Annotated in this window: 21 protein-coding genes and 1 pseudogene; 3 read left to right on the forward strand and 19 right to left on the reverse strand. The window is 58.2% G+C overall.

The features are described from left to right. Window positions 1-37: 37 nt before the first annotated feature. The 5 genes from GYN01_RS18105 to prfB all read right to left on the reverse strand — a co-directional run bounded on the left by GYN01_RS18105 (window position 38) and on the right by prfB (window position 5483). The gene (locus tag GYN01_RS18105) at window positions 38-1315 is read right to left on the reverse strand and encodes a flavohemoglobin expression-modulating QEGLA motif protein (protein WP_048363321.1); all 1278 of its coding nucleotides are present in this window, start codon (window positions 1313-1315) and stop codon (window positions 38-40) included. 24 nt (window positions 1316-1339) lie between these two features. Beyond that, entirely contained in the window at window positions 1340-1888 is a 549-nt protein-coding gene (locus GYN01_RS18110; protein ID WP_048363320.1) for a hypothetical protein, read from the reverse strand. Between the two features lie 12 nt (window positions 1889-1900). Continuing rightward, the gene (locus GYN01_RS18115; protein WP_203307556.1) at window positions 1901-2617 is read right to left on the reverse strand and encodes a TetR/AcrR family transcriptional regulator; all 717 of its coding nucleotides are present in this window, start codon (window positions 2615-2617) and stop codon (window positions 1901-1903) included. A 151-nt stretch (window positions 2618-2768) separates the two neighbouring features. Next, window positions 2769-4271, reverse strand: coding sequence for a lysine--tRNA ligase (lysS, locus tag GYN01_RS18120; protein WP_048363318.1), 1503 nt, complete (start codon window positions 4269-4271; stop codon window positions 2769-2771). 116 nt (window positions 4272-4387) lie between these two features. Next, a protein-coding gene (prfB, locus tag GYN01_RS18125) for a peptide chain release factor 2 (protein ID WP_203307557.1) occupies window positions 4388-5483 on the reverse strand; the annotation gives its coding sequence in 2 pieces (ribosomal slippage) (window positions 4388-5410 and window positions 5412-5483; 1095 coding nt in all). A gap of 374 nt (window positions 5484-5857) precedes the next feature. On the opposite strand from prfB, the gene GYN01_RS18130 reads away from it, so the two are divergent. Next, window positions 5858-6646, forward strand: coding sequence for a class I SAM-dependent methyltransferase (locus tag GYN01_RS18130; RefSeq protein ID WP_048363317.1), 789 nt, complete (start codon window positions 5858-5860; stop codon window positions 6644-6646). 76 nt (window positions 6647-6722) lie between these two features. On the opposite strand, the gene GYN01_RS18135 is transcribed toward GYN01_RS18130, so the two are convergent. The 12 genes and pseudogenes from GYN01_RS18135 to GYN01_RS18190 form a co-directional block, all read right to left on the reverse strand. Beyond that, a complete protein-coding gene (locus GYN01_RS18135; protein ID WP_048363316.1) occupies window positions 6723-7724 on the reverse strand; it encodes a response regulator in 1002 nt (333 codons plus the stop codon). Between the two features lie 52 nt (window positions 7725-7776). Next, window positions 7777-8787, reverse strand: coding sequence for a chemotaxis response regulator protein-glutamate methylesterase (cheB, locus tag GYN01_RS18140; RefSeq protein WP_203307558.1), 1011 nt, complete (start codon window positions 8785-8787; stop codon window positions 7777-7779). After that, window positions 8784-11027, reverse strand: a complete 2244-nt coding sequence (locus GYN01_RS18145; protein WP_203307559.1) for a hybrid sensor histidine kinase/response regulator — start codon at window positions 11025-11027, stop codon at window positions 8784-8786. The genes cheB and GYN01_RS18145 overlap by 4 nt, the downstream gene beginning before the upstream one ends. Beyond that, window positions 11024-11710, reverse strand: a complete 687-nt coding sequence (locus GYN01_RS18150; RefSeq protein ID WP_048363313.1) for a chemotaxis protein CheW — start codon at window positions 11708-11710, stop codon at window positions 11024-11026. The genes GYN01_RS18145 and GYN01_RS18150 overlap by 4 nt, the downstream gene beginning before the upstream one ends. Further along, complete coding sequence (locus GYN01_RS18155; protein WP_203307560.1) at window positions 11707-12990, reverse strand: CheR family methyltransferase; 1284 nt, start codon at window positions 12988-12990, stop codon at window positions 11707-11709. Before GYN01_RS18155 ends, GYN01_RS18150 begins: the two co-directional genes overlap by 4 nt. After that, window positions 12987-13502: a chemotaxis protein CheW gene (locus tag GYN01_RS18160; protein WP_048363311.1), complete on the reverse strand. Its 516-nt coding sequence runs from the start codon at window positions 13500-13502 to the stop codon at window positions 12987-12989. Before GYN01_RS18160 ends, GYN01_RS18155 begins: the two co-directional genes overlap by 4 nt. Further along, window positions 13502-15124 (reverse strand): methyl-accepting chemotaxis protein, encoded by a 1623-nt coding sequence (locus GYN01_RS18165; protein ID WP_048400051.1) that lies wholly within the window; start codon window positions 15122-15124, stop codon window positions 13502-13504. Before GYN01_RS18165 ends, GYN01_RS18160 begins: the two co-directional genes overlap by 1 nt. Window positions 15125-15387: 263 nt before the next feature. Continuing rightward, window positions 15388-15598: pseudogene (locus GYN01_RS18170) on the reverse strand (short-chain dehydrogenase). Window positions 15599-15753: 155 nt separating this feature from the next. Next, on the reverse strand, window positions 15754-16473 hold the full coding sequence (locus GYN01_RS18175) for a tellurite resistance TerB family protein (protein ID WP_048363308.1): 720 nt from the start codon (window positions 16471-16473) through the stop codon (window positions 15754-15756). A gap of 191 nt (window positions 16474-16664) precedes the next feature. Then, the gene (locus tag GYN01_RS18180; RefSeq protein WP_203307561.1) at window positions 16665-17771 is read right to left on the reverse strand and encodes an NADH:flavin oxidoreductase/NADH oxidase; all 1107 of its coding nucleotides are present in this window, start codon (window positions 17769-17771) and stop codon (window positions 16665-16667) included. A gap of 140 nt (window positions 17772-17911) precedes the next feature. After that, window positions 17912-19621 (reverse strand): single-stranded-DNA-specific exonuclease RecJ, encoded by a 1710-nt coding sequence (gene recJ / locus GYN01_RS18185; RefSeq protein ID WP_048363306.1) that lies wholly within the window; start codon window positions 19619-19621, stop codon window positions 17912-17914. Between the two features lie 53 nt (window positions 19622-19674). Continuing rightward, on the reverse strand, window positions 19675-20217 hold the full coding sequence (locus GYN01_RS18190; protein WP_048363305.1) for a YaeQ family protein: 543 nt from the start codon (window positions 20215-20217) through the stop codon (window positions 19675-19677). Between the two features lie 134 nt (window positions 20218-20351). On the opposite strand from GYN01_RS18190, the gene GYN01_RS18195 reads away from it, so the two are divergent. Together GYN01_RS18195 and GYN01_RS18200 are read left to right on the forward strand one after the other, a co-directional pair. After that, a complete protein-coding gene (locus GYN01_RS18195; RefSeq protein WP_048363304.1) occupies window positions 20352-21551 on the forward strand; it encodes a CaiB/BaiF CoA transferase family protein in 1200 nt (399 codons plus the stop codon). Window positions 21552-21600: 49 nt separating this feature from the next. Next, entirely contained in the window at window positions 21601-22485 is an 885-nt protein-coding gene (locus GYN01_RS18200; RefSeq protein ID WP_048400060.1) for a TIGR02285 family protein, read from the forward strand. A 169-nt stretch (window positions 22486-22654) separates the two neighbouring features. Here the strand turns inward: GYN01_RS18200 and GYN01_RS18205 are convergent, their stop codons facing one another. After that, window positions 22655-23065, reverse strand: a complete 411-nt coding sequence (locus GYN01_RS18205; protein WP_048363302.1) for a response regulator — start codon at window positions 23063-23065, stop codon at window positions 22655-22657. Between the two features lie 136 nt (window positions 23066-23201). Further along, window positions 23202-25301, reverse strand: a complete 2100-nt coding sequence (locus GYN01_RS18210; protein ID WP_203307562.1) for a transporter substrate-binding domain-containing protein — start codon at window positions 25299-25301, stop codon at window positions 23202-23204. Window positions 25302-25346 lie beyond the last annotated feature (45 nt).

A 25346-nucleotide genomic window follows, 5' to 3' on the forward strand; every position in this document is an offset into this window, starting at 1 on the left:
AAGAGGGGCCTGTAACCCCGCGGGAGCTACCGAAGCGTTACAGGATGTTGGAGTAATCCGCTTCGATCCGGTCCAGGCTCAAATGATTGAGGAAGTTGGAGAAGCACATCCAGGCCGCCAGCGCGTTCATGTCACGAAACTGCTCAGGCAAGTATTTGGGCGCCACCACCAACCCTTCATCCACCAACTGGCGCAGGGTGCGCATGTCTTCCAGCGTGGTCTTGCCACAAAACAGCAGCGGCACTTGCTCCAGCTTGCCTTTACGCACGGCCAACTGAATGTAGTTGTAAACCATGATGAAGCCCTTGAGGTAGGACAAGTCTTTGGTAAATGGCAGGCCATTGGGCACTGACCCACGGAATACCCGACTCGCATTGCCATAGCTTTCAGGCATTTCAAAGCCTTGCTCACGGAAGAACTCATACACCTGCATAAAGTCCGCGCCCTCCTCCACCATGTGAATGGCGCGGGTGCGGTTGGTCAGTTTGCGCAAGCGGCTGGGGTAGGAGGCAAAGGTGATGATTTCCATCAAAATTGCCAGCCCCTCCTGCGTCACCGTCGAAGACGGCGGGCCTTTGGCCAGAAAGGTGCAGATCGGCTGGTTCAACCCGTTGAGCGTGGTGCCGACATGCACCAGCCCTTCGTGAACTTCCAGCGCCCGCACATCACGTTCGTTGAACATCGCATCGGTGCGAATCTTGATGTAGTCCGCACCTGCCGCCGCATCGGCCACGATGCCGTCAGACTCAAAAACGCGAATGGTATCCTCGGCCTCACCGAACACCTTGTTCAGTCGGCTTTGCAGCATGCTCACCGCGTCTTTGGCGGTCAGGGTTTTGGCTTCGTCTTTAAGCGCGCCGCGATCATCGATGTTGTCCAGATAGTCCGACATCATCAGCCCCAGATCGGCCAGCGTCGGGTCGCCCGCGTGGAACGCATCGGAGGCCGCGCCGTAGAGTTCCTGCGAGATCAGCCCGAAATCTTCAGTGCCACGCGCTTCGAGCATGCGCACCACCATTCGGTACTCTTTGCACATGCGGCGCATGATCTGCCCCACCGGGTTGAACTGACCCAACTGGCGGGTAATATCACGTTCGATGTTCTGAAATTCCAGCTTCACCGCGCCCGAATCAAACGACAGCGGCCGCCCCAGGTAGTAATCGCGGTCCACGGCTGGCATTTGCTTGCCCTTGGCCTTGAGAAACCCCTGACGGATGCTGTCATCCCACTTCACCGCATCCAGCACGCGGATCGGGGTTTGGGCCAGCACGATGCGGTCTGACAAGGTACGAATCGTGCGTTGATAATCGTCCACCCGGTGCTCCTTTGATGTGGGCTGTTACTTGGCCACGCGCTGATAGCGGGCGATTTCGACAAACACGTCGGAGTTCGCCGGGTCATCCAGATAAGCAAAGACTTTAGCCGATGGGCTGTTGATCTGTACGCCAGTCCCCTCAGCGGTTTCCACCGTGTCGCCGCTCAACGCGGACTGACTGATGGCCTGACGGATTTGCTCAAGGTCAAGGTCATACACCACCAGTTCGCCCGCGTCGGTCAGTTCAAAGCCATTGAGTGTGTAATCGCCACCCACGTTCGCCGGCAACGCCGCCGAGGCGTACCAACGGTTGCCGTGCCGGGCGACGATGAAGGTGTAGCGCTTACGGGCCTTGGGCTCGCCCTTGGGGTAAACCTCGGCTTGATAGCGGGTTTTATCGATGGCGCGAATGTTCAAATGGCGCGCCTGCCCCCAAGCGTCTTTGCTGCTCCATTTGCCCAGCAGCGACTGCGGGGCCGTTTGTGCCACCAAAGGGGCTTGCTTGAAGGTGACCAGACAACCGTTCAACAGTAAAAACGAGACTGCCAGAAGCATTACGCGCCAACCTTTCATGCCTGCATCCTTCTATAAAGCGGCCAACACCAAGTGCATGTAGCGCGTGAGGATAGCGAGCCGCTCTGCATCGACTGCTGGCTGCGCGCCATTAAGTAGGGCCTGATATTCCATCCGACCGATAATCGCCGTCAAGACATTGGCATCCTGCTGCGGCTGTTTGGAACCCAGCACCTGAAAGATCTGACACGTGCCCTGCAAAAATATTTGCTCGTGTGCCCGCACCAGTACGGCCAGCCGCGGGTTAAGCAGCGCGGCCTGATGGAACGCCTGCTCGGCGCGCAACTGGTCTCGCCGGGTCAGCAGTTGGTGCTCCACATAGTGCGCCGTCATGGCCGCGATTTCATCGGCCAGTTGTGAGCGCGATTGCGGGCTACCATCGCCGTACGCCACCATTTCGCGCAGCTGGCCCTCAGTGCTTTGCCACAATTTGGCCATAAAGGCCGCACTGCGCTCCACGTACTGGGCAAAGGTATCGTGGATCAGGTCATCGATGTCTTTGAAGTAATAGGTGGTCGCCGAGAGCGGCACGCCCGCCTCGCCAGCGACTGCACGATGGCGCACACCGCGCACGCCATCGCGCACCACAATACGCATCGCTGCATCCAGAATCAGTTGCCGACGCTGCTCACTGCCATGTCGACTGGCTTTGCGGCCTTGATACTGGACGCTCCCGGCCACCGCTGTGGCAACATCTACGGCACCGGTTTGTGCCTTGACAAGGTTCACGAATGTTTCCTTTTATTGAAGACGATGACTGTGCCTCAAATGCGCCCCTTTTAGCCGCAACCGCCGCCTGCGGCAGCCACAACAAGGCATACACCACCGGGCAGCAGGCAATAAAAAGCCGCCCTTGGCGGCGGCTTCTTATTTCGCAACGTTACGCTTGTGGGCGCATGTGCGGGAACAGGATCACGTCGCGGATCGACGGTGAGTTGGTCAACAACATCACCAGACGATCAATGCCGATACCTTCACCGGCCGTTGGCGGCATGCCGTATTCCAGCGCACGCACAAAGTCAGCGTCGTAGTGCATGGCTTCGTCATCGCCCGCGTCTTTATCAGCCACCTGAGCCATGAAGCGCTCAGCCTGATCTTCAGCATCGTTGAGCTCGGAGTAAGCATTGGCGATTTCACGACCACCGATAAACAGCTCGAAACGATCGGTCACATTCGGGTTATCGTCGTTACGGCGTGCCAGTGGCGACACTTCGAACGGGTACTCGGTGATGAAGTGCGGCTGTTCCAGTTTGTGCTCGACCAGTTCTTCGAAAATCATCACCTGCAATTTGCCCAGACCTTCGAAACCCAGCACCTTGGCACCGGCTTTCTTGGCGATGGCGCGCGCCTTGTCGATGTCGTTTAGGTCATCGGCGGTCAGCTCAGGGTTGTACTTGAGGATCGAGTCGAACACCGACAAACGCACGAACGGTTCACCGAAGTGGAACACTTTGTCGCCGTACGGCACGTCGGTGCTGCCCAGAACCAGCTGCGCCAGTTCACGGAACAGCTCTTCGGTCAGGTCCATGTTGTCTTCGTAGTCGGCGTACGCCTGATAGAACTCCAACATGGTGAATTCAGGGTTGTGACGGGTCGACACGCCTTCGTTACGGAAGTTACGGTTGATCTCGAACACTTTTTCGAAGCCGCCGACCACCAGGCGCTTGAGGAACAGCTCTGGCGCGATGCGCAGGTACATGTCCATATCAAGGGCGTTGTGGTGGGTTTCGAACGGCTTGGCCGCAGCACCGCCCGGGATGGTTTGCAGCATCGGCGTTTCGACTTCAAGGAAGTCGCGTGCCATCAGGAAGCTGCGGATGTGGGCAATCACTTGCGAACGTACACGGAAGGTGTGACGCACGTCTTCGTTGACGATCAGGTCAACGTAACGCTGGCGATAACGCTGCTCGGTGTCGGTCAGGCCGTGGTGCTTGTCGGGCAGCGGACGCAGGGATTTGGTCAGCAGACGCACGTTGGTCATTTCAACGTACAGGTCGCCTTTGCCGGAACGGGCCAGGGTGCCTTCGGCGGCAATGATGTCGCCCAAGTCCCAGGTTTTGACTGCGGCCAGGGTGTCTTCCGGCAGGGTTTTACGGTTGACGTAGACCTGAATGCGACCGCTCATGTCTTGGATCACCATGAACGAGCCACGGTTAAGCATGATGCGACCCGCAACCTTGACCGGGATGGCCGCCTCGGCCAGCTCTTCCTTGGTCGCTTGCGCGTACTGCTTTTGCAGGTCGGCGCAAAGGCTGTCACGGCGGAAGTCGTTCGGGAAGGCATTGCCCTTGGCGCGCTCGGCTGCAAGTTTTTCCTTGCGCAGGGCGATCAGGGCGTTTTCTTCCTGTTGCACATCTTGCGGGTCGAGTTGTTGGTCGCTCATGTCTTAAAAAATTCCATCACAGGTTCGTTGCCCCCGCCTTGCGGCAGGGGGAAGCGGGCGTTGGCGGCCCTCACGGGGCAGCGCCTCAGCGGCGCACTTTACGGTTGTTGCGCGACTTACAGCCCTTGTTTCAGGCTCGCTATCAGGTACTCGTCGATGTCGCCGTCGAGCACTTTGTCGCAATCGCTGCGTTCTATATTGGTACGCAAATCTTTAATGCGCGAAGCATCGAGTACGTACGAACGGATCTGGTGACCCCAGCCGATGTCCGACTTGGTGTCTTCCAGCGCCTGGGAAGCGGCGTTGCGCTTTTGCACTTCCTGCTCGTACAAACGTGCCCGCAGCATTTTCATCGCGGTGTCTTTGTTCGCGTGCTGGGAACGTTCGTTCTGGCAGCTCACCACGGTGTTGGACGGTACGTGGGTGATACGTACGGCCGAGTCGGTGGTGTTTACGTGCTGACCACCCGCACCGGAGGAACGATAGGTGTCGATCCGCAGGTCTGAGGGGTTGATGTCGATTTCGATGTTGTCGTCGATCTCTGGCGAAACGAATACCGCCGAGAACGAGGTGTGACGACGGTTGCCCGAGTCGTAGGGACTTTTGCGAACCAGACGATGGACGCCAATTTCGGTGCGCAACCAACCAAAGGCGTATTCACCCTTGATGTGCACGGTTACGCCTTTGATCCCGGCCACTTCACCGGCAGACAGCTCCATGATGGTGGCATCGAAGCCGCGCTTGTCGGCCCAGCGCAAATACATCCGCAGCAGGATATTGGCCCAGTCTTGCGCTTCGGTGCCGCCCGAGCCTGCCTGGATGTCCAGGTAAGCGTTGTTGGCGTCCATCTCACCACTGAACATGCGGCGAAATTCGAGTTTTTCAAGGGACTCGCGCAGACGTTCAACCTCAGCGGCAACGTCATCCACAGCGGCCTGATCTTCTTCCTCGGCAGCCATCAGCAGCAGGTCTTTGGCATCGGCCAGACCGGTGTGCATCTCATCGAGGGTTTCTACAATTTGCGCCAATAATGAGCGCTCGCGTCCCAGTTCCTGGGCGTACGAAGGGTTGTTCCAGACACTCGGATCTTCAAGCTCGCGATTGACTTCGGTCAGACGCTCATGCTTTTGATCGTAGTCAAAGATACCCCCGAATGGTTTCGGAGCGCTCTGACAGGTCCTTGATGCTGTTAAGGATCGGGTTGATTTCCATGGCGGACTGCACTCGTAGGCGATTTTTACAAAGCCAAAGAGTATACCGAAAATATACCGTTACAGCAGCCCGCCCGGCGGCCTTATATGGGCCATTTGCCGCAGCCCGCAGGGCGCAACACGTCACTGACCGCGCCTTACGAGGCCTACAGCACACCGCGAATTTGCATCTGGCACGCCACAATAAACAGGCGAAGTCACATCACAGCTACAGCTTGGGAATAGTTACCCAACTTTAGAGAAATGGACTACCCGGCGTTTCATTGCACATCACAACAAGCTCGCTATACCTAACCAGTACGGCCTTTAACGCGCTGCTGTCGCGTGATAACACCCCGTGGGCTGACCGTACAAACAAGCACCAGGAGCAAGGCAATGGAAAACCCGAGGTGTGGCCCACAAGGCTTTCAACGCAATTCACGGCAGGTCAACAAGCGCTGCCTGGAGCTACTGCTGTCATTGGCAACGCCCCAGGGCAATGTGCTGGATGTCGGCTGTGGCACCGGCAATAGCCTGCTGTTTGTGGACTTGAACAACATCGAACAGTACGTCGGCATCGATCAATCCAAGGACAAAATCACCTATGCCAACCTGGCGCATGCCGCGCCCAACGTGCGTTTTATCATCAGTGACTTTCTGACGTACTCCCTGGACCACTTTTCGCCCTTTGATGCCGTCGTTTGCGCGGCCTGCTTGCAAGCGTTTATTCCACAAGAACAAACCGTGATCGACAAACTGTCGGCCGCCATCAGGCCCGGCGGTGACTTGTTTTTGTCCTGCGCGCTGGATTTCGATTACTTGCCGGACGAGCGTTTTATACAAGAGCGAGCCTTGATGGAGATCCGCCATCAATACCCCTGCATCACTGAACCGGTGGTGTTTGATGACTTCAGGTTCAGCCGCCGGGACATTCTGGACACCCTGCACGACTTTGACATGGTGCGCGCACAGCGCATTGAGGAAACCGTCGAGTTTGAGAACTTCAGCGACTTCAGGGACTGGCATTGGGGCGCCAGTACGCAGGTACGCCGCCAGTTCGACGAAACCATCCGCGAACAGGCGATCACTGACTACTACCAAACGCTGTATGCACACTACTGCGCTGGCCGTTATAAAACGGCGTACGCCACCGGGCTGATGCTGCTCAGAAAGAAAGGCGGCTAACGCCCAGGCTGGACTGCATCTGAACGCACAGACGCAGCCTGCGCCAGCAGCTAAGGGGAGCCTGACGAGAGTTGGCTTACTCAATACCCACTTGGTTGCGCCCGTTGTTTTTGGCCAGGTACAACCCCTTGTCCGCCGCCGATATCAATTCGCGACAGTTGCCGCTGTGTTGCGGCGTGAGCGTGGCCAGCCCAATGCTGATCGTGAGGCTGCTGCCCTCGGTGGGCGAGATGTGCGCAATCTTCAGCGCCGCAACGGCCTGGCGCAGTTTTTCTGCCACCAGTCGCGCTCCGCCCTGAGAGGTATTGGGCAGCACGATGGCAAACTCTTCGCCGCCGTAACGCGCAGGCAAGTCGGACGGTCGACTGCTGGCATCGCGGATGGAGGCGGCCACTTTGCGCAACGCTTCATCACCGTCCAGATGGCCAAAGGTGTCGTTGAACGACTTGAAGTAGTCCACGTCGATCATCAGCAACGACAACTGGGTTTGTTCACGCAAAGCGCGACGCCATTCCAGTTCAAGGTACTCGTCAAAGTGACGACGATTGGACAACCCGGTCAGGCCGTCAGAGTTCATCAACCGTTGCAGCACCAGGTTGGTGTCCAACAGTTGCTGCTGGCTCACCCGCAGCGCACGGTAGGCCGCATCACGCTGCAACAGCGTCATGTAGGAGCGCGAGTGATAGCGAATGCGCGCCACCAGCTCGATGTTGTCGGGCAATTTCACCAAATAGTCGTTGGCCCCTGCCGCAAAGGCCGCGCTCTTGATCAGCGGGTCCTCTTTGGTGGAGAGCACAATAATGGGGATATCTTTGGTCGCCGGATGATTGCGGTATTCGCGCACCAGCGTCAGGCCGTCGAGGCCCGGCATCACCAGATCCTGCAAAATCACGGTCGGTTTGATGCGAATGGCTTGCGCGATGGCCTGGTGCGGGTCGGCACAAAAGTGGAAATCGATGTTTTGCTCAAGGGCCAACCCCCGGCGCACGGCCTCGCCGATCATCGCCTGATCGTCGACCAGCAACACCATCGCTGCGTTTTCGTCGTTTTTGACGTCGTCCAATTGCAAGTCATTCATGCGCGTTCACCTGAATTACCACCTTCAAGCCAGTCCTGCCGGGTTTTGTCACTCATTTGCCAAATATCTCCAGCAAGCGTGGCGCAATCGTGTCCAAGGGTCGAATTTCAACCGCGGCATCAATCGCCGCGGCCGCTTTGGGCATGCCGTACACCGAGCTGCTCTGTTGGTCCTGAGCGATGGTCAAAAAGCCTTGCTGGCGCATGAGTTTAAGCCCTTGCGCGCCATCACGGCCCATACCGGTCAGCAGCACCCCCACGGCCTCGCCGTTCCAAAACCTGGCAACACTCTCGAAGAACACATCAATCGAGGGCCGATAAATTTCGTTCACCGGCTCTGCCGTATAGGCCAGCGTGCCGTTTTTCAAGAGCCGGATATGGTGGTTGGTGCCGGCCAGCAACACCGTACCGGGCTGGGGCGCTTCACCATCTCGGGCCAACCGTACATTGACCCCGCACGAGCTGCTGAGCCATTCGGCCATACCGGCTGCAAACACCTGATCAACGTGCTGTACCAGCACAATCGCCGCCTCAAACTGCCTCGGCAGCCCTTTTAGCAGTGTTTCGAGGGCGGCTGGCCCTCCGGCCGATGAACCAATGGCCACCAGCCCGTGGCGTATGCTGTGCTGACGTGGCGGGGTGTCCACCGGTTTTACCCGCTTGTCGGGTTGGCCCACCAACCAGCCAATGTTCAAGATTTTACGCAGCAACGGCGCGGCGGCTTCTTTGGCGTTACCCGCCCCCAAGGCCGGTGTGTCCACCACATCCAGCGCGCCAAAGCCCATGGCTTCGAACACACGGTGCACATTTTGCTGACGGTCGACCGTCACGATCACAATCGCACAGGGGCTTTCTGCCATGATCCGGCGGGTGGCTTCTACACCGTCCATGACCGGCATGATCAGGTCCATCAAGATCAGGTCAGGGGTGTTTTCGGCGCACAGCAAAACCGCTTCTGCGCCGTCTCGCGCCACCCAGATCACCTGATGGGCCGGTTCGAATGCCAACGCCCGGCGCAAGGCTTCAACCGCCATGGGCATGTCGTTGACGATGGCAATTCTCATGTTTGGGCTCCTCCAATGAGTTCAACCACTGCATCGAGCAGCGCATCGTCATGGAAACTGGCTTTGGCTAAATAGTAGTCGGCTCCTGCGTCCAGGCCGCGCCGACGGTCTTCTTCACGGTCTTTATAGGACACCACCATCACCGGCATCGATTGCAGACGGTTATCACGGCGTAACAACGTCACTAACTCGATACCGTCCATGCGCGGCATGTCGATGTCGGTAATCAACAAATCAAAGTGTTCGGCACGCAATGCATTCCAGCCGTCCATGCCATCGACCGCCACCGCCACTTCATAGCCGCGATTGAGCAGCAACTTGCGTTGTAGCTCACGTACGGTGAGCGAGTCGTCGACCACCAAAATACGCTTGCGGGCCAATTCGGCCGTGTGCCGATTACGCCGATCAATACGCTCAAGACGCCCGGTATTGAGCAGTTTATCGACAGACCGCAGCATGTCTTCGACGTCAACGATCAGCACCGGCGAGCCGTCATCAAGCAGCGCGCCAGCCGAAATATCCTGCACCTTGCCCAGACGCGGATCGAGGGGCAATACGACCAACGTGCGCTCGCCAATAAAACGCTCCACCGCCACGCCATACACCACATCGCGCTCGCGAATCACCACCACGTTGAGGGTTTCGTCATCGTTCTGGCTGGGCGGGCGTTGCAGCAACTGGCTGGCGGCGACCAAGCCTACGTGGCGGCCCTCATGCCAAAAATGCTGGCGCCCTTCGAGCTGTACGATGTCGTCGGGTTGCAGGTCGCGCATGCGTTCGATATGCGCCAGCGGGAAGGCGTAGGCTTCGTCGCCGACCTCCACCACCAGGCTGCGCACCACCGACAAGGTCAGCGGCACTTCCAAATGGAAACGGCTGCCCTGCCCCCCCGTTTGCTCCAGCACAATCGCCCCACGCAGCAGGCGCACCATGTGCTGCACGGCGTCCAGTCCCACCCCGCGCCCGGACACTTCGGTCACGGTGTCGCGCAGGCTGAAGCCGGGCAAAAACAGAAAGGACAGTAGCTCTTCTTCACTGAGCTGGGCGGCCGTGGCCTCGGTCGAAAGCTGGCGCTCGACGATGGTGCGGCGCAAGCGCTCAAGGTCTACCCCCGCACCGTCATCGCTCAATTCCAGCACCAGCAGACCGGCCTGATGCGAGGCCCGCAAGCGGATCAGCCCTTCAACCGGTTTACCCGCCAACAACCGCTGCTCGGGCGACTCGATGCCGTGATCAACTGCGTTGCGCAGCAAATGGGTCAGCGGTGCTTCGAGCTTTTCCAATACGTCGCGGTCAACCTGGGTTTTTTCGCCTTCAATTTCCAGGCGTATCTGCTTGCCCAGGCTGCGGCCCAGGTCACGCACCATGCGCTCTTGCCCGGCCAATACATCGGCGAACGGGCGCATGCGGCATGCCAGCGCCGTGTCATACAGCAACTGCGCGCGCTGGCTCGCCTGCCAGCCGAACTCGTCCAGCTCAGCGGTCTGCTCACTGAGCACGTGCTGTGATTCGGCCAACAAGCGCCGGGCCTCGGCCAAGGCTTCTTGCGCCTCATGGCTCAGACCGACCACTTTGAGTTGATCGCTGAGGCTGTCCAACGCTCGCAGGCTGGTGCTCTGGATCCGCTTAAGGCGCTGCAACGTGGCCAGATAAGGCTTGAGCCGCTGGGTTTCGACCAGCGACTTACTGGATAAATCCAGCAAGCTGTTGAGGCGCTCTGCGGTGACGCGCAGTACCCGCTCGCCACTTTCAGTGCGTCGTTGCGGGCGTTGCGCAGGCTCAGCCGCCAGCGGCGGCTCGATCGTGGGTTGCGGGGCCTCAGGCTGCGGTGCCAGCAGCCGTTGCGACACATCAAAAACCGGGGCTACCACGGGTGCGGGGATCTGCGAGGGATCGAGCAGGCGATTCATCAGCGCCACATAGGCCTCGACATCCGCCGTGCTGACCGTATTGCCCGGTGTTGCAATGCGCATCAACAGGTCAGTGCCCTGCAACAAGGCATCAATGTGCTCAGGCAGCAGGTACAAGCGGCCTTCCTGAGCGCTGACCAGGCAATCCTCCATCACATGAGAGACGCTGACCCCGGCATCCACCCCGACAATGCACGCTTCAAGCTGATCGGCCTGAGTCGGGTTGCGCTCCAGCGCCAGTAAACCCGCATTCAGTACTTGGGTTTGGGTTTCAGCCTCCAGGCTGAACAGCTCCAGCAACGAGGCATCGCGCATTTGCTCAGGGGTCATGTGAGGCTCCGGGTAATGGCGCTGAGCAATTGCTCTTCATCCAGCCAGCGCAGGCTGCGGGCCTTGTACGGCAACACCCCCCGGGTGAATTTGGCGCTGGCGTGCTCGCCCGAGAGCGATGCGGTGTTTAACACCCGTTGTTCAATGTTATGAATGCCGTCGACTTCATCCACCGGCAGCACCACCGGCCCGCCCGGCGCGGCCACAATCAGCATGCGCGGCATCACCCGCTGTGACGCCGTCACGCTCACGGTCGGGTCCAGCCCCAGCAATTCGACCAGCGACAGGCAAGGCACCAGCGTACCCCGCACGTTGGCAACGCCCAACAGGGCGCGTGAGCGCTGATGGGGCAACGAATGGATCGACTGCATCGGCGCCACCTCGTCCAGGCAACCGGTGGCTAGCCCCAACCATTCACCGCCCATGCGAAACATCATCAGCGAACGTGTCGCCACTTTATGTTCAAGGTCGGGCGGGGCGGCAAGGTCTTGGCCGTCCTGCTCAAATGAATAGCGATCAAGCAAGCGGGTTGCCGCTGCCGAGTACACCGAACAGTTGCGACAGTGAATATGCTCAGCCAATAACGGGCAGGATTTATTGCCATAAACACCGATGCGGTTCCAGCAATCATCAATCGCCAAGGCTTCGGTGTGGATCAAGCTTTGGGCTGTTAAACCGTTCATTGTTTACGCTCACTCTGAACCGAGCGCTCATTGCGCGCAGCTCGGGCCTGCAAACGCTGGGCACCGGCGACATCGCCCAACGAGGCCAGCAACGCGGCCAACTGCGCCAGCGCCTGGGCATGTTGAGGTTCCAGATACAACGCCTTGCGATAGAACGCTTGCGCCTGGGCGGTCTGCCCTTCGACATCGCTGAGCAGGCCCAACCAATAAAACACCTGCGCCTGCGGGCCGTGGCGCTGCAAGCTCAGCTCGCAAGCGGCACGCGCTTCGCGGCTATTGCCTTCATTGGCCAGCGTGGCGATTTTTTCGAGCAATTGCGCGGGTTCGTCCAACGTGGGCGCTGGCGGCTGCGCCGCAGGCCGCGTGAGCGTTTGCGTTTGCGGGCGGGCAATAAAGGGCCGACTGGCGGGCGCTGTGAGCGGCGCAAAAGGCCGCGCTTGCGGCTTGCGTTCCACCAGTGCGGGCATCACCGCAAGCGGCGGCTCCTGGCTGTGGCAAAACGCAAACGACTGCGGCGCATTGATTGAGCGCATGCCCAACCCGTTGAGCAGGCTGCCTTCGGCCGGGCCGATAAACAACACACCCTCGGTACGCGTCATGCGTTTGAGCACATCCAGTGCTTGCTTCTGCGTTTTGAGATCGAAGTAAATCAGCAGATTGCGGCAAAACACGAAGTCATACGCGGGTTGGTTGGCCATCAGTGCAGGATCGAGCAGGTTACCCACATGGAACGTGACCTGCTCACGCACCCGCGCGCACAGCTGATAGCCGTCCTCCTCAAGGGTGAAATAGCGCTCACGAAACTCGATGCTCTGCCCACGAAACGAGTTTTTGCCATACACCGCCCGCTGGGCGCGCTGCACCGAGAGCGGGCTGACATCCAGCGCATCGACCTTGAACTGAGGCGCGGCAAAGCCTGCGTCAAACATCGCCATCGCAATCGAATAAGGCTCTTCGCCGGTTGAACACGGCAGGCTCAAAATGCGCAGCACCCGTGGGCTGCTTTGCGCCGTCAGACGCTCACGGGCCAGCCGTCCCAGCGTGACAAAGGATTCGGGATAACGAAAAAACCAGGTCTCGGGCACGATCACTGATTCGATCAACGCTTGCTGCTCGTCCTGCGAGCGATTGAGCCACTGCCAATACTGATCGTGGTCGGCCATGTTCAATGCCGTACACCGCTGGCGCACGGCCCGCTCAATAATCGCTGGCCCTACTGACGCCACATCCAGACCGATCTGACGTTTAAGAAAGTCAAAAAAACGCTGATCAGCACTCATGCGCGGGCCTGCCCAGACAGATCGAGGTCCGCGTCAGTGAACAACAACCCGCGTACTGCTGGCGTTAGCAGATCGTTGACGCGAATCCACTGCAACAACCCCTGTGCGTCTTTGCGCACCGGCCCCAAATAAGGTGCCTCGCGGTTATCCAGCCCATAGGGCTGAAAGTCCGCCGGGTTGCAGCGCAACATCTCGTTGGCCTGCTCCAGCACCAGCCCCAACAAACGGCCCTGATAATTGACCAACACCAGGCGGGTACTGGTGCGCTCGACCGCCGGTTGGCCGAAGGTCATGGCACTCACATCAATCACCGGCACCATCTGGCCACGATGCGCCAACACCCCTGCCACCCACGCGGGCGCATGGGCGATGGGTTTAAGCGGCAAACGCGGCAACACTTCAACCACGTCGATAGCCTGTAAGGCATAGCGCTCGGCGCCAATATAAAACACCAGGAAAAGGCTGTTTTTCGACGCCTTGGCGGCTTCGCGCGGGGCGAGAGGTTCGCTCATCAGACTTTGAATCGCGAAACGCCGCTGCGCAGCCCGACCGCCACCTGGCTCAGCTCGTCAATGGCAAAGCTGGCCTGGCGCAACGACTCAACGGTCTGGCTGCTGGCATCGCCCAACTGCACCAGCGCATGGTTAATCTGCTCGGCGCCGGTGGCTTGTGCCTGCATGCCTTCGTTGACCATCAACACGCGAGGCGCGAGCGCCTGCACCTGATGAATGATCTGCGACAACTGCTCGCCCACCTGCTGCACCTCGGACATGCCGCGGCGCACCTCTTCGGAGAACTTGTCCATGCCCATCACACCCGCCGACACGGCGGACTGAATCTCACGCACCATTTGCTCAATGTCATACGTGGCCACGGCCGTCTGGTCAGCCAAGCGGCGCACTTCGGTGGCCACCACGGCAAAGCCGCGTCCGTATTCACCGGCTTTCTCGGCCTCAATTGCAGCGTTGAGCGACAGCAGGTTGGTTTGGTCGGCCACTTTAACGATGGTCACCACCACCTGATTAATATTGCCGGCCTTCTCGTTCAGAATCGCCAGCTTGGCGTTCACCAGATCGGCCGCCCCCATGACCTGATGCATGGTGTCTTCCATCCGCGCCAGACCCTGTTGCCCGGAACCGGCCAAAATCGAGGCTTGGTCGGCCGCCGACGTGACTTCGGTCATGGTGCGTACCAGATCACGCGAGGTGGCCGCAATTTCGCGCGACGTGGCGCCGATTTCAGTGGTGGTGGCGGCGGTTTCAGTGGCGGTGGCCTGTTGCTGCTTGGAGGTGGCGGCAATTTCAGTGACCGACGTCGTGACCTGCACCGAGGAGCGCTGGGCCTGAGACACCAGCGCCGTCAACTCGGCCATCATGTCGTTGAAGCCGGTTTCGACAGCGCCGAACTCGTCTTTACGCTCCAGGTCCAGGCGCTTGCTCAAGTCACCGGAACGCATCACGTCGAGGATCGACACAATGCGCTGCATCGGCGACATAATCGCGCGCAGCAACAGGAAGCCGCACACACTGGCCGCGATCACGGCAATCAGCAGTGACACCAGCATGCTGGCCTTGGCCGCCAACACCGCGTCAGAAATGTTGTTGCTGGCAAGAATGGCCGCGTTCTGGTTGTCTTCAATCATTTTATTGAGTTGCTGACGGCCTGCGTTCCACGCGGGCGTCAGTTGCTCTACCAGCAGGCGACGAGCTTGATCCATGTCGTTCTTTTCGAACAGCGCGACCACCGTGTCCAGCGAGGCGTCGTAGGCTTTATGGCGCACTAAAAACGCTTCATATTCGGAGTCATCCGTGCCGTCGCTGATGGTCGAGCGATAACCGGCCAGTTCTTTTTCCAGACGGGCTTCATAGGACGCGTAGAGGTCTTTTTCCTCTTTGGTGAGCGGGTGACCGGTTACATCATTCATCAGGTGCAAGGTCTGAACGTAACTGTCGACCCAGGCACTGCGGATCATGGAGCTGTAATACAAACCGGGAATGGAGTCGGTGCGCACTTTGTCTTCACTGGATTCAATCGAGACCAGGCGTGAATACGCTGCGACGATCATCAACAGCATGATGGCAATGATTACGGCAAAGCTCGCCAAGATGCGTTGGCGTAACGTCCAGTTCTTCACAGTCGATCCTCGGGTGCCGTTCAAATGAAAGGGAGTATAGCCGAGGGTGCAAGATGATTCGCACGAGGTTTGAGACCGCTCTCACATGGATCAAGTAAAAAACTTACATAGGATTACATCTGTAATCGCCAAGGCGACACCATCAGGGCGTTCTACCGACAGGCCGCCACCTCATGTGGCGGCGAGCGGCTTGGTACACAGCCGGTTCAGGTGGGTTGCAGGCGCCAGCCCAGCACGTTAAGCACGTCGCAGCCATCACGCAGTCACGCCGCTGCCGTGGTGGCCAGGTGTTTGAGGTCGATGGCGTCTGCCTCTTGCACTTCACGGTTGGCAAAGGTTTCCATCCGTTGTGTGACGGCCAGCACACGGGCGGTGGCATTGGCATGTAATACGTCGAGGGGTGCGTTGCGGTCGATCAACATAGGGGATGTTGCAGTCGATGGCGGTGAGGGGGATATAAGGGATTTTTGGCATGAGTGGTGCTGCTAGTCCTTACGATTGAACTGCACACATTTCGTCGCCAAACGAAAGTAGGCGGCCGGATGGTAGGGCAAGACCTTGCCCCCGCGTACGGCTGCGTGGGCACGCCGTGACGGGCCATCCTTGGCCCAACACGGCGATCCCTCCCCTCAGAGGTCTGCGGTGTGAACCTGCTTTTCAAGTTCGACTTTCAACGCCGGATCAAGCTTGAGCTGCCTGGCCAGTTCATCCAGATACGAACGTTCCATGAAGCTGTCTTCATCCACCAGCATCACGCTGGCGATATACATTTCAGCCGCCATTTCCGGCGTGCTCGCCGCGCGGGCCACTTCGGCCGGGTCCAACGGCTTGCTCAGCTCGGCTTGCAGCCACTGCTGTGTCCCGGGGTCGTTGTTGAATTTGCTGAACTCGCCTTCGATCAGTTGACGCTCACGGTCGTCAATGTGGCCATCGGCCTTGGCCGCCGCGATTAACGCTTTAAGGATGGCCTGGCTATGCTGCTCAACTTGCGGTGGCGGCAGGCGATCAATGGTCTGCGGCTCGGTTTGGGGCGCACTGCCCTGGTTGGCCTGCCAGTTGCCATAGGCTTTGTAGGCCAACACGCCCAAAGCCGCCAAACCACCGTAGGTGATAGCCTTGCCGCCAATTTTGCGCGCGCTTTTGTTGCCCAGCAGCAGGCCCATTGCGCCCGCCGCCAACGCTCCACCGCCCGCGCCCGATAGCAAGCTGCCCAACCCGCCCGCGCCGCCCAGCAGGCCGCCTAATGCGCCTTTGTCAGCTCCCGCGCTGTTTTTGGCGGCACCGGTTTTGTTCTGTAACAAATCCTGGCCAGACTTGAGTAACTGATCGAGTAATCCACGAGTGTTCATACAAGGCCTCTAGCAACGGGGTTAAGGAAAAAAGCAGGCCGACAGAGTAGTGCCCCATCACCGGCTATGGTCAGTTCGATTGCTTCCAGATGTTGCACCGCGTGGGCCAAGCCCACATTAACTGCAACTGATAACGCCCTGCCCCGCAGCGTTATCAGACACTCCTACAACGCAAATCGTACAGCGCCGCTTCAATCACGCAGGTCCGATTCATGAATCGGCTGATCGCGATAGGTGGCCCGCTGGTATTGGGCAGGCCAGGTGGCCTGTTTGCCGCCCAGGTCATCATCGGCGTGCAAGGCCCAGTAAGGGTCGCGCAGCAGTTCACGCGCCAGCAGGATCAAGTCGGCCTGACCGGTGCGCAATATATGCTCGGCCTGCGCCGGCTCGGTGATCATGCCTACCGTGCCGGTAGCGATGCCTGACTCTTTGCGAATGCGCTCGGCAAAGCGCGTCTGGTAACCCGGCCCCACGGGGATTTCTGCGTTAGCCGCGGTGCCGCCCGATGACACGTCAATCAGATCCACACCCAACGCTTTGAGGCGCCGCGCCAGTTCGACGGTTTCGTCGGGGTTCCAGCCGTCTTCCACCCAGTCGGTGGCCGAGACCCGCACGAATAACGGCAGCTCTTGCGGCCACACTTCACGCACCGCTTCGGTGACTTGCAGGACCAGACGAATACGGTTTTCGAAGGAGCCGCCGTACTGGTCGCGGCGCTGGTTGCTCAACGGCGAGAGGAACTGATGCAGCAAGTAACCATGCGCGGCGTGCACTTCAACCACTGAAAAACCCGCCTCTAACGCACGTTTGGCGGCGTCGACAAAGGCTTGAATCACGTCCTGAATCTGACCCTCGTCCAGTTGGGTGGGTGCGGTGTGTTGGGGGTCGAAGGCGATGGGCGATGGCCCGACCGGCACCCAGCCGCCCTCTTCGACTTTCACGCTGCCGTGCTTGCCCAACCACGGGCGATGGGTGCTGGCCTTGCGTCCGGCGTGAGCCAATTGGATACCTGCGACCGCGCCTTGTGCCCGAATGAAGCGGGTGATGCGTTGCAGCGGTTCAATGTGTTGGTCATCCCACAACCCAAGGTCTTGGGCGGTGATGCGGCCATCGGCGGTGACGGCGGTGGCCTCGGTGAAGATCAGCCCTGCGCCACCTACCGCACGGCTGCCCAGGTGCACCAGGTGCCAGTCATTGGCCAAGCCGTCGACGCTGGAGTATTGGCACATCGGCGAGACCGCGATGCGGTTAGGAAAGGTCAATTGGCGCAGGGAATAGGGTTCGAGCAGCAGGCTCATGGGTCACCTCTCATTTCAGTGGGCGGGCTCCAAGCTGCTCAGACCCGTGATGGCGACCAAGCAGTACCCAGAGACTAGTCGACAACACTGAAAGAGGTGGGGTTCACATTCAGGCACAGGCCTCAATAAATCACCGTAGGTTAGCGCGGCTCAATATGGGCAATCATTAATTGCACGGTTTCATTGCCACGAAACTCGTTGAGGTCCAGTTTGTAGGCCAGCTCTACAAAACGGATGGTCGGGTTGGGCCACACCTCACGGTCGATGCCAAACGCGATGCCATCGAGTTTCACGCTGCCGCATTCGGTTTTGAGCACCACTTTCAAATGCCGCTCACCGACAATACGCTGCTCGACCAGTTGAAAAACACCGTGGAACAACGGCTCCGGGAAGTGCTGCCCCCACGGTCCGGCCGTGCGTAACGCCCGTGCCAGTTCGAGATGGAACTCTTCGACCGCCAGGCTGCCATCTGACAACAGGCGCCCGGTCAGGTCTTCTTCACGCAGCTGGCGGCGCACTTCGGCATCGAACGCCTGTGCAAACAGCTCAAAATTGGCCACCGGCAAGGTCAGGCCCGCCGCCATAGCGTGCCCGCCGTATTTGGCGATCAAGTCTGGATGCTGTGCGGCAACTACACTCAGTGCATCGCGAATATGAAAGCCCGGCACCGAGCGCCCAGAACCTTTGAGCACGCCATCGCCCGCATCGGCAAAGGCAAACGTGGGGCGGAAATAACGCTCTTTCAGGCGCGAAGCCAAAATCCCGATCACGCCCTGGTGCCATTGCGGGTCAAAGAGGCACAAACCAAAGGGCATTGAATCGAGCGGCAGCTCTTTAAGCTGGGCCAGTGCTTCGCGTTGCATGCCTTGCTCGATGGCTTTGCGGTCCTGGTTCATTTCGTCCAGTTGCACGGCCATCGCCCGCGCCGCATTGGCGTCGTCGGTGAGCAGGCATTCGATCCCCAGGCTCATGTCGTCCAGACGCCCTGCTGCGTTCAAACGCGGGCCGAGGATAAAACCCAGATCGGTAGAGGTGATGCGCGAGTGATCGCGCTTGGCCACTTCCAGAATGGCTTTAAGCCCAGGCCGCGCGCGCCCGGCACGAATGCGCTCAAGCCCTTGGTGCACCAAAATGCGATTGTTGGCGTCCAGCGGCACCACATCGGCCACGCTGCCCAGTGCCACCAGGTCCAGCAGCTCGGCAATGTTCGGCATCTTGCTGTCTTGATAGCGGCCCAGGTCTTTCAAACGGGCACGCAGGGCGATCAGCACATAAAAGATCACGCCCACCCCCGCCAACGCTTTGCTGGGGAACGCGCAGCCGGGCTGGTTAGGGTTGACGATAGCGTCAGCCGCAGGCAGTTCGGTGCCCGGCAAGTGGTGGTCGGTGACCAGCACGCTCAACCCTGCCCGTTTCGCTGCGGCCACACCGTCAACGCTGGAGATGCCGTTGTCGACAGTGATCAGCAGGTGCGGCTCGCGGGTCAAGGCCACTTCGACGATTTCCGGGGTCAGGCCGTAGCCGTATTCAAACCGGTTAGGCACCAAGTAATCGACATGGGCGGCGCCCAACAAGCGCAGCCCCAGCATGCCGACCGTACTGGCCGTGGCGCCGTCGGCGTCAAAGTCGCCCACGATGAGGATGCGCTGGCGCTGATCCAGTGCCACCACCAGCAAATCCACTGCGGCATCGATGCCTTTAAGTTGCTGAAACGGGATCAGCCGCGCCAGGCTTTTGTCCAGTTCTGCTTCAGATTGCACGCCCCGTGCGGCGTACAACCGTGTGAGCAGCGTCGGCATTTCGCCCAAAAAAGGCAGGATGTGTGGCAATGGGCGAGGTTCGATGCGCATAAGCGGGTGAAGAGTCTCTGTTACTGAAGATTAAAGGGTGCAGCGCGTGCGGCTTAGCCGCGCTCGCCCGTCAGCCATTGCAATTGCACTTCGTGCTGTCCACGGTCATCGGTCACGAAGATCGTGCCTTCGCTGATCATCACGTCCCACTTGATAACCCGAGGCATGTCTTTGGCCAAGGTTTCGAGCACGTCTTGGGGCACGGCGGCGACATTGACGTTTTTCAGGTTTTTGATCGCCGGGATCACTTTACCTTCCCACACGCGCAGGCTGCCATAGGCCAGCAAGCTGGTGCGCTCGGTGCGACGCGAACACCAGGTCAGACGGTCTGCGTCTGGCTGGCCGACTTCGATCCAGTGCAACACGCGGTCATCCAGGCTTTTTTCCCACAGCGCGGGTTCGTCTACATCAGACAGCCCACGGCCGAAGGACAGTTGCTCGTTGTACCAAAAGGCGTACGCCAACAAACGCACAGTCATACGCTCTTCGGTCTCCGAAGGGTGACGGGCGATGGTCTGTTTTACGCTCTCATACACACCGCGATCGAGATCGGTGAGGTTGAGTTCAAATTTATACGTGGTGGACGGCTGGGCCATGAACGGGCTTCTTGATACAGAGAAAGGCGCCAAGTCTAACCGATACGTCCGTGTTCAACGAATTCTGCGGCTTCTTGCAGGCACTGTCCTATGTTAAAACGCTGTACCCGCTCGCTCCCGGACAAGGATTACTTATGCCGCTCGCCGCCAAACCCCTTTCGGGCCTCAACGTCGTTGAACTTGGAACACTGATTGCCGGCCCCTTTGCTTCGCGCATTTGCGCCGAGTTCGGCGCGCAGGTGATCAAGGTCGAGTCCCCGGATGGCGGCGATCCCTTGCGCAAGTGGCGCAAGTTGTACGAAGGCACGTCGCTGTGGTGGTTTGTGCAGGCGCGTAACAAAAAATCCCTGACGCTGAACCTTAAACACCCTGACGGCTTGAACGTCCTCAAAGAACTGCTGGCCGACGCCGACATTTTGATCGAGAACTTTCGTCCCGGTGTGCTCGAAAAACTTGGCCTGGGATGGGACGTGTTGCACGCACTGAACCCAAAACTGGTGATGGTGCGCTTGTCGGGCTTTGGCCAAACCGGGCCAATGAAAGACCAACCGGGGTTTGGCGCGGTCGGCGAGTCGATGGGCGGCTTGCGGTACATCACAGGTTTTGAGGACCGGCCACCGGTGCGAACCGGCATTTCCATCGGCGACTCGATTGCCGCGCTGTGGGGGGTGATTGGTGCGTTGATGGCACTGCGTCATCGTGAGGTCAATGGCGGTCTGGGCCAGGTGGTGGATGTGGCCTTGTATGAAGCCATTTTCGCGATGATGGAAAGCATGGTCCCCGAGTTCGATGTATTCGGTTTTATTCGCGAACGCACCGGCAACATCATGCCGGGCATTACCCCCTCCTCGATTCATACCAGCCTGGACGGTAAACACGTGCAGATCGGGGCCAACGGCGACGCCATTTTCAAACGTTTCATGCACACACTGGGGCGCGATGATTTAGCCAATGACCCGGCGCTGGCCAGTAACGATGGGCGCGACGTGCGACGCGATGAGTTGTATGGGGTGATTGATCGTTGGGTCGCCTCATTACCGCTTGAGACGGTGCTGGAACAGTTGAATGCGGCACAAGTGCCAGCCAGCCGCATTTTTTCAGCAGAAGACATGTTCACCGACCCGCAATTTTTGGCACGCGAAATGTTTTTGCACGCCAAACTACCGGACGGCAAAGACTTTAAAATGCCAGGCATTGTGCCCAGGCTGTCCGAGACGCCCGGGTCAGCCGATTGGGTGGGCCCTGAACTCGGTGCCCACAATCATGAGGTATTGGCCGCGCTGGGTTATGACGCGCACGCCATTGCAGAACTCAAGCGTTCAGGCGCCATTTAGTCCGAATGCCGATCGCCATTTTTAGAGGCTGTTCAAGGAGATCAGCACAATGACCATTCGCTCACAGCGGCGAAACCTGTGGGCAGGACTTATCGCATGGATCGTGTTGATGGGGTCGCCCGCCAGCCACGCAGCCGAAAAACTCATTTGGCTAATGCGTGACTTACCACCCTTGACGGTGTTCGAGGGGCCACAAAAAGGACGCGGCGTGATCGACCAGCTCATGCCGTTTCTGATCGCCAACCTGCCCCAATATGAGCACGAGGTGGTGAAGGTCAATCGGGCACGCGCCCTGCAAATGCTTGAAGACACGACACTGGCCTGTGATCCGGCACTGGTATGGAACCCGGCCCGCGCTCGTTCAATTGTTTATTCCACACCCATTATGGGTTTGCACAGCAACGGCTTGGTGATTCGGCGCAGTGACCAGGCACGGCTTGCGCCGTTTGTCAGCGATCAAACCGTCGACCTCAAAAACATGCTCAATGCGCAGGCCATCAGGCTGGGTATTGTTGCCAAGCGCAGCTACGGGGTCTGGATAGACGAACAACTGGCACAAGGCGAAGCCGACGCTGTCTTCATCCATTACGGTAACGATGCCTTGGGCAGCCTGCTGCAAATGCAGCAGGCGGGGCGAATAGGCGCCATTTTGGGCTACTGGCCCGAAATTCAGTCAAAAGCCCGTCAGCAAGGCCTGTCACCCGAGAACCTGGTGTTTTATCGCATTCACGGCGCACCCACTTATCAACCCATTTACATCGGCTGTACGGCGACACCGGCAGGACGTGAGGCGCTGGTCAGCATTAACCATGCGCTGAGCAAAATTGACTCACAGGCGCTGTTCGATTCACAAACCCAATGGCAAGCGCCTGACCAGCACGATGATTATCTGAACGCACAACCCGCGCCGCTTCAGCCACAATTGCCCCGGTGAAAAAAATCCAAAAAAAACCCCGAGCCGTGGGGTGTCGACTCGGGGTTTAACAGGATCAAAATGATCCGCTCGACAGGCTACAAGCATCGGAGCAAAACGCCTGACCCTGTCGATGAAAAATCTGACAGGCATATCGGAATAAAGGTTCCCTGCCTTGCCGATGAAATGCTCAATAGCAACAGGATCTGAAATTGGCCACCTGGTATTTCTCAAGCAACTGATTCAAACGGTTCAAGGTTACGGGCTTTGACAGGCAACCCAACACCTTGAGCCCTTGCCTGCGGGCATCGCGTGCCACCATCTCGACGATATGGGGCGCGGCACAACTTTGAATAATCAACGCCGACGCATGCTGCTTTACAGCCAACTCACTGATCAGCTCCACCCCCGATGCATCTTCCAGATACAGATCGCAAATGGCGATATCAATAGCACCGCGTACGGCCAAGGAGTTGCGCGCAGACTCAATGCTTGAAGCCGTCAGCACATCAAAAACGCGGCATGCATTCAGCATCTGGTGCATGGCCATTAACTGGAAAGGGTTGTCTTCAAGGATCAATATTTTGAGGGATCGCATCATGAGCCTTCGGCCGGCTGAATGATTTCGCCGTGAGGACGCACTTTAGTGGCCTCAACATGGGCGAGGTATAGGATAAGTCCGAAATATCAGTAGGAATAACCAATAGCCATTCGACACAGCGTGCACGCACGTCCTGTCACAGGGGGTCCCACTTCTTCATTTCAGAAATATCGAACCACCCTCCCATCAAGCCGACCAACTCCCCCGAGGTTGCGTAAAACGGGACCGTCCATTGGTAGATATATCTTCCCCCTGATTTGAACTCGACATACCGCTTTTTATAAAGGGATTTTCGGCTTTGCAACATGCCCATTAACTCGCTATGAAACTGCTCGGCCTGTGCTTGCGGATAGAGGTTAATTTCAATGCTGTTTAAGCCCAGAATGCGCTCTAACTTAATGGACAAACGATCTTCATAACTGTGATTGCAGCTAATGACTTCACCCTTAAGACCGACCACAAAAATGGGACTCGGAATACCGTCCAAAAAACGCTGATGCAACAGAATATCTTCACGTAATACGTTTTCTCGCACTTGCCCACTGAAAATCTGTTTGTGCAATTTTCGATTGCACAAAAACAAGCACAGACTGAATGCACTCAGCACCGCCATAAGCGCATACAACCAGTAGGAGTGGTGTAAGGCATTGCCGACACTTGGCGCTGCACCACCACCGCCTAACCATTTGCTTCTCAAGCTACGAATCTCGGTCATGGGCATGGCTTCCAGTGCTTTGTTCAGAATGCTCAGAAGTTCAGGATGCTGCGTATTGACCGCAAAAGTATCGGCGGACCATCGTCCGTCCACACTGCGCCCCACTTTGAGTCGGCCTTGGGGATAAAGATGCGCCTGCGTTTCACTCTGAATCGTCGCATCGGCTTCGCCACTTTCAACCAGGTCCCTTGCCTGCTCAAAGGTATCTACGGATTTCACGGTGATGGTCGGGTATTCACGCCTGACCATGTCTTCAAGCGCGTGTTTGGCAGGAAGAGCCAACACCCTGCCCGCTAACTGATCAAGCGAACCCAACCGGACGTCATGGCTACGTACAACAAAAACCCAAGGCGCGCCGCCATACGAATAGCTGAAGTTCAAAAACGCTTTTCGCTCCGGAGTGATCGACAGAGTTGAATTCATGTGCGCGATCCCCCCCTTGAGCAAGTCCAGAGTTTGCATCGTTGAAAACGTTTCTATATGCGCAAACTGCAAACCGGTCATGCGTGTAATGCGCGCCAGAATATCAATGTTCAATCCCTCCCAATCACCGTCTATATTTTTGAAGGCATACAAAGGGAATTGTTGACTGGCCAACATCACCACCGGATTGGCCTTGATCCACTCTCGCTCGCTGTGCAGCAGGTCGATATGTTGCTGCGCGATGCTGCCCTCAAGCCCGTGGGTCCAGCGCGCAAGAATCTCCCGACAAAGGGTTTCATCCACACTCCCCAACACTTGATTGATCAGGGCAACCATTTGCCGGTCGGCCTGGCGCGTGGCAAATGAAAACCCGGACACGGGCAAGGCACTGCTCCCCAAGATGCGCAACTTAGAGTACGGCCTCACGCTTTTAAAGGACTGGACAATGATCTCATTGCCGATAAAAGCATCAATATCGCCCTCAGTCAGGGCTTCCATGGCGCTGTGCAGGGTGGGCGTAATAATGAGCTGGCTGTCAGGGTAAAAGGCATGGGCCGTTTGTATATCAACGTAACCGTCTACAAAGCCGATCTTTTTACCCACCCAGTTTTCGATGGGCTGCGCCTCTGAGGCTCGAACGACAATAACAGGCCGATCAATCAGGTAGTCCTCAGAAAAAGCGAGACCTTCGATACCGCGTTCAAAACCATTGGCGCTGGCGAGCATATCGATTTTGCCACTCAGCAAGTCGGCGACGGCCTCAGCACGTTTTCGGTAGCCAACCACTTCAACCTTTGCACCCAAGGTGTCACGAATGATGCTCAAGTAGTCGGCACTGATGCCTTGATAACGGTTACGGTCGCTTGTGATATCGACAGGCTCGTAATCGTCGAGGGTAATGCCTACACGCAGCGCTCCATGCGCCTCAAGCCAGCGCTTTTGCTGGTTATCCAGACGCAAGGGGTTAAAGCTGGCAAAGCTTTGTGGGAGCTTGAAGGGCAACCCCTGGGCGGCACTGGCCGACGGCACCAGGCTCAACATACCCATGAAAAACACTGCACAAACCCATGATTCAAATGCCTGAAGAGACCGTAACATTGCAGCTTCCTTGACCGACCACTCAGCCGCCCAAGAGGGCGAGAA

The organism is Pseudomonas weihenstephanensis, from assembly GCF_016812185.1.
Classification (GTDB): domain Bacteria; phylum Pseudomonadota; class Gammaproteobacteria; order Pseudomonadales; family Pseudomonadaceae; genus Aquipseudomonas; species Aquipseudomonas weihenstephanensis.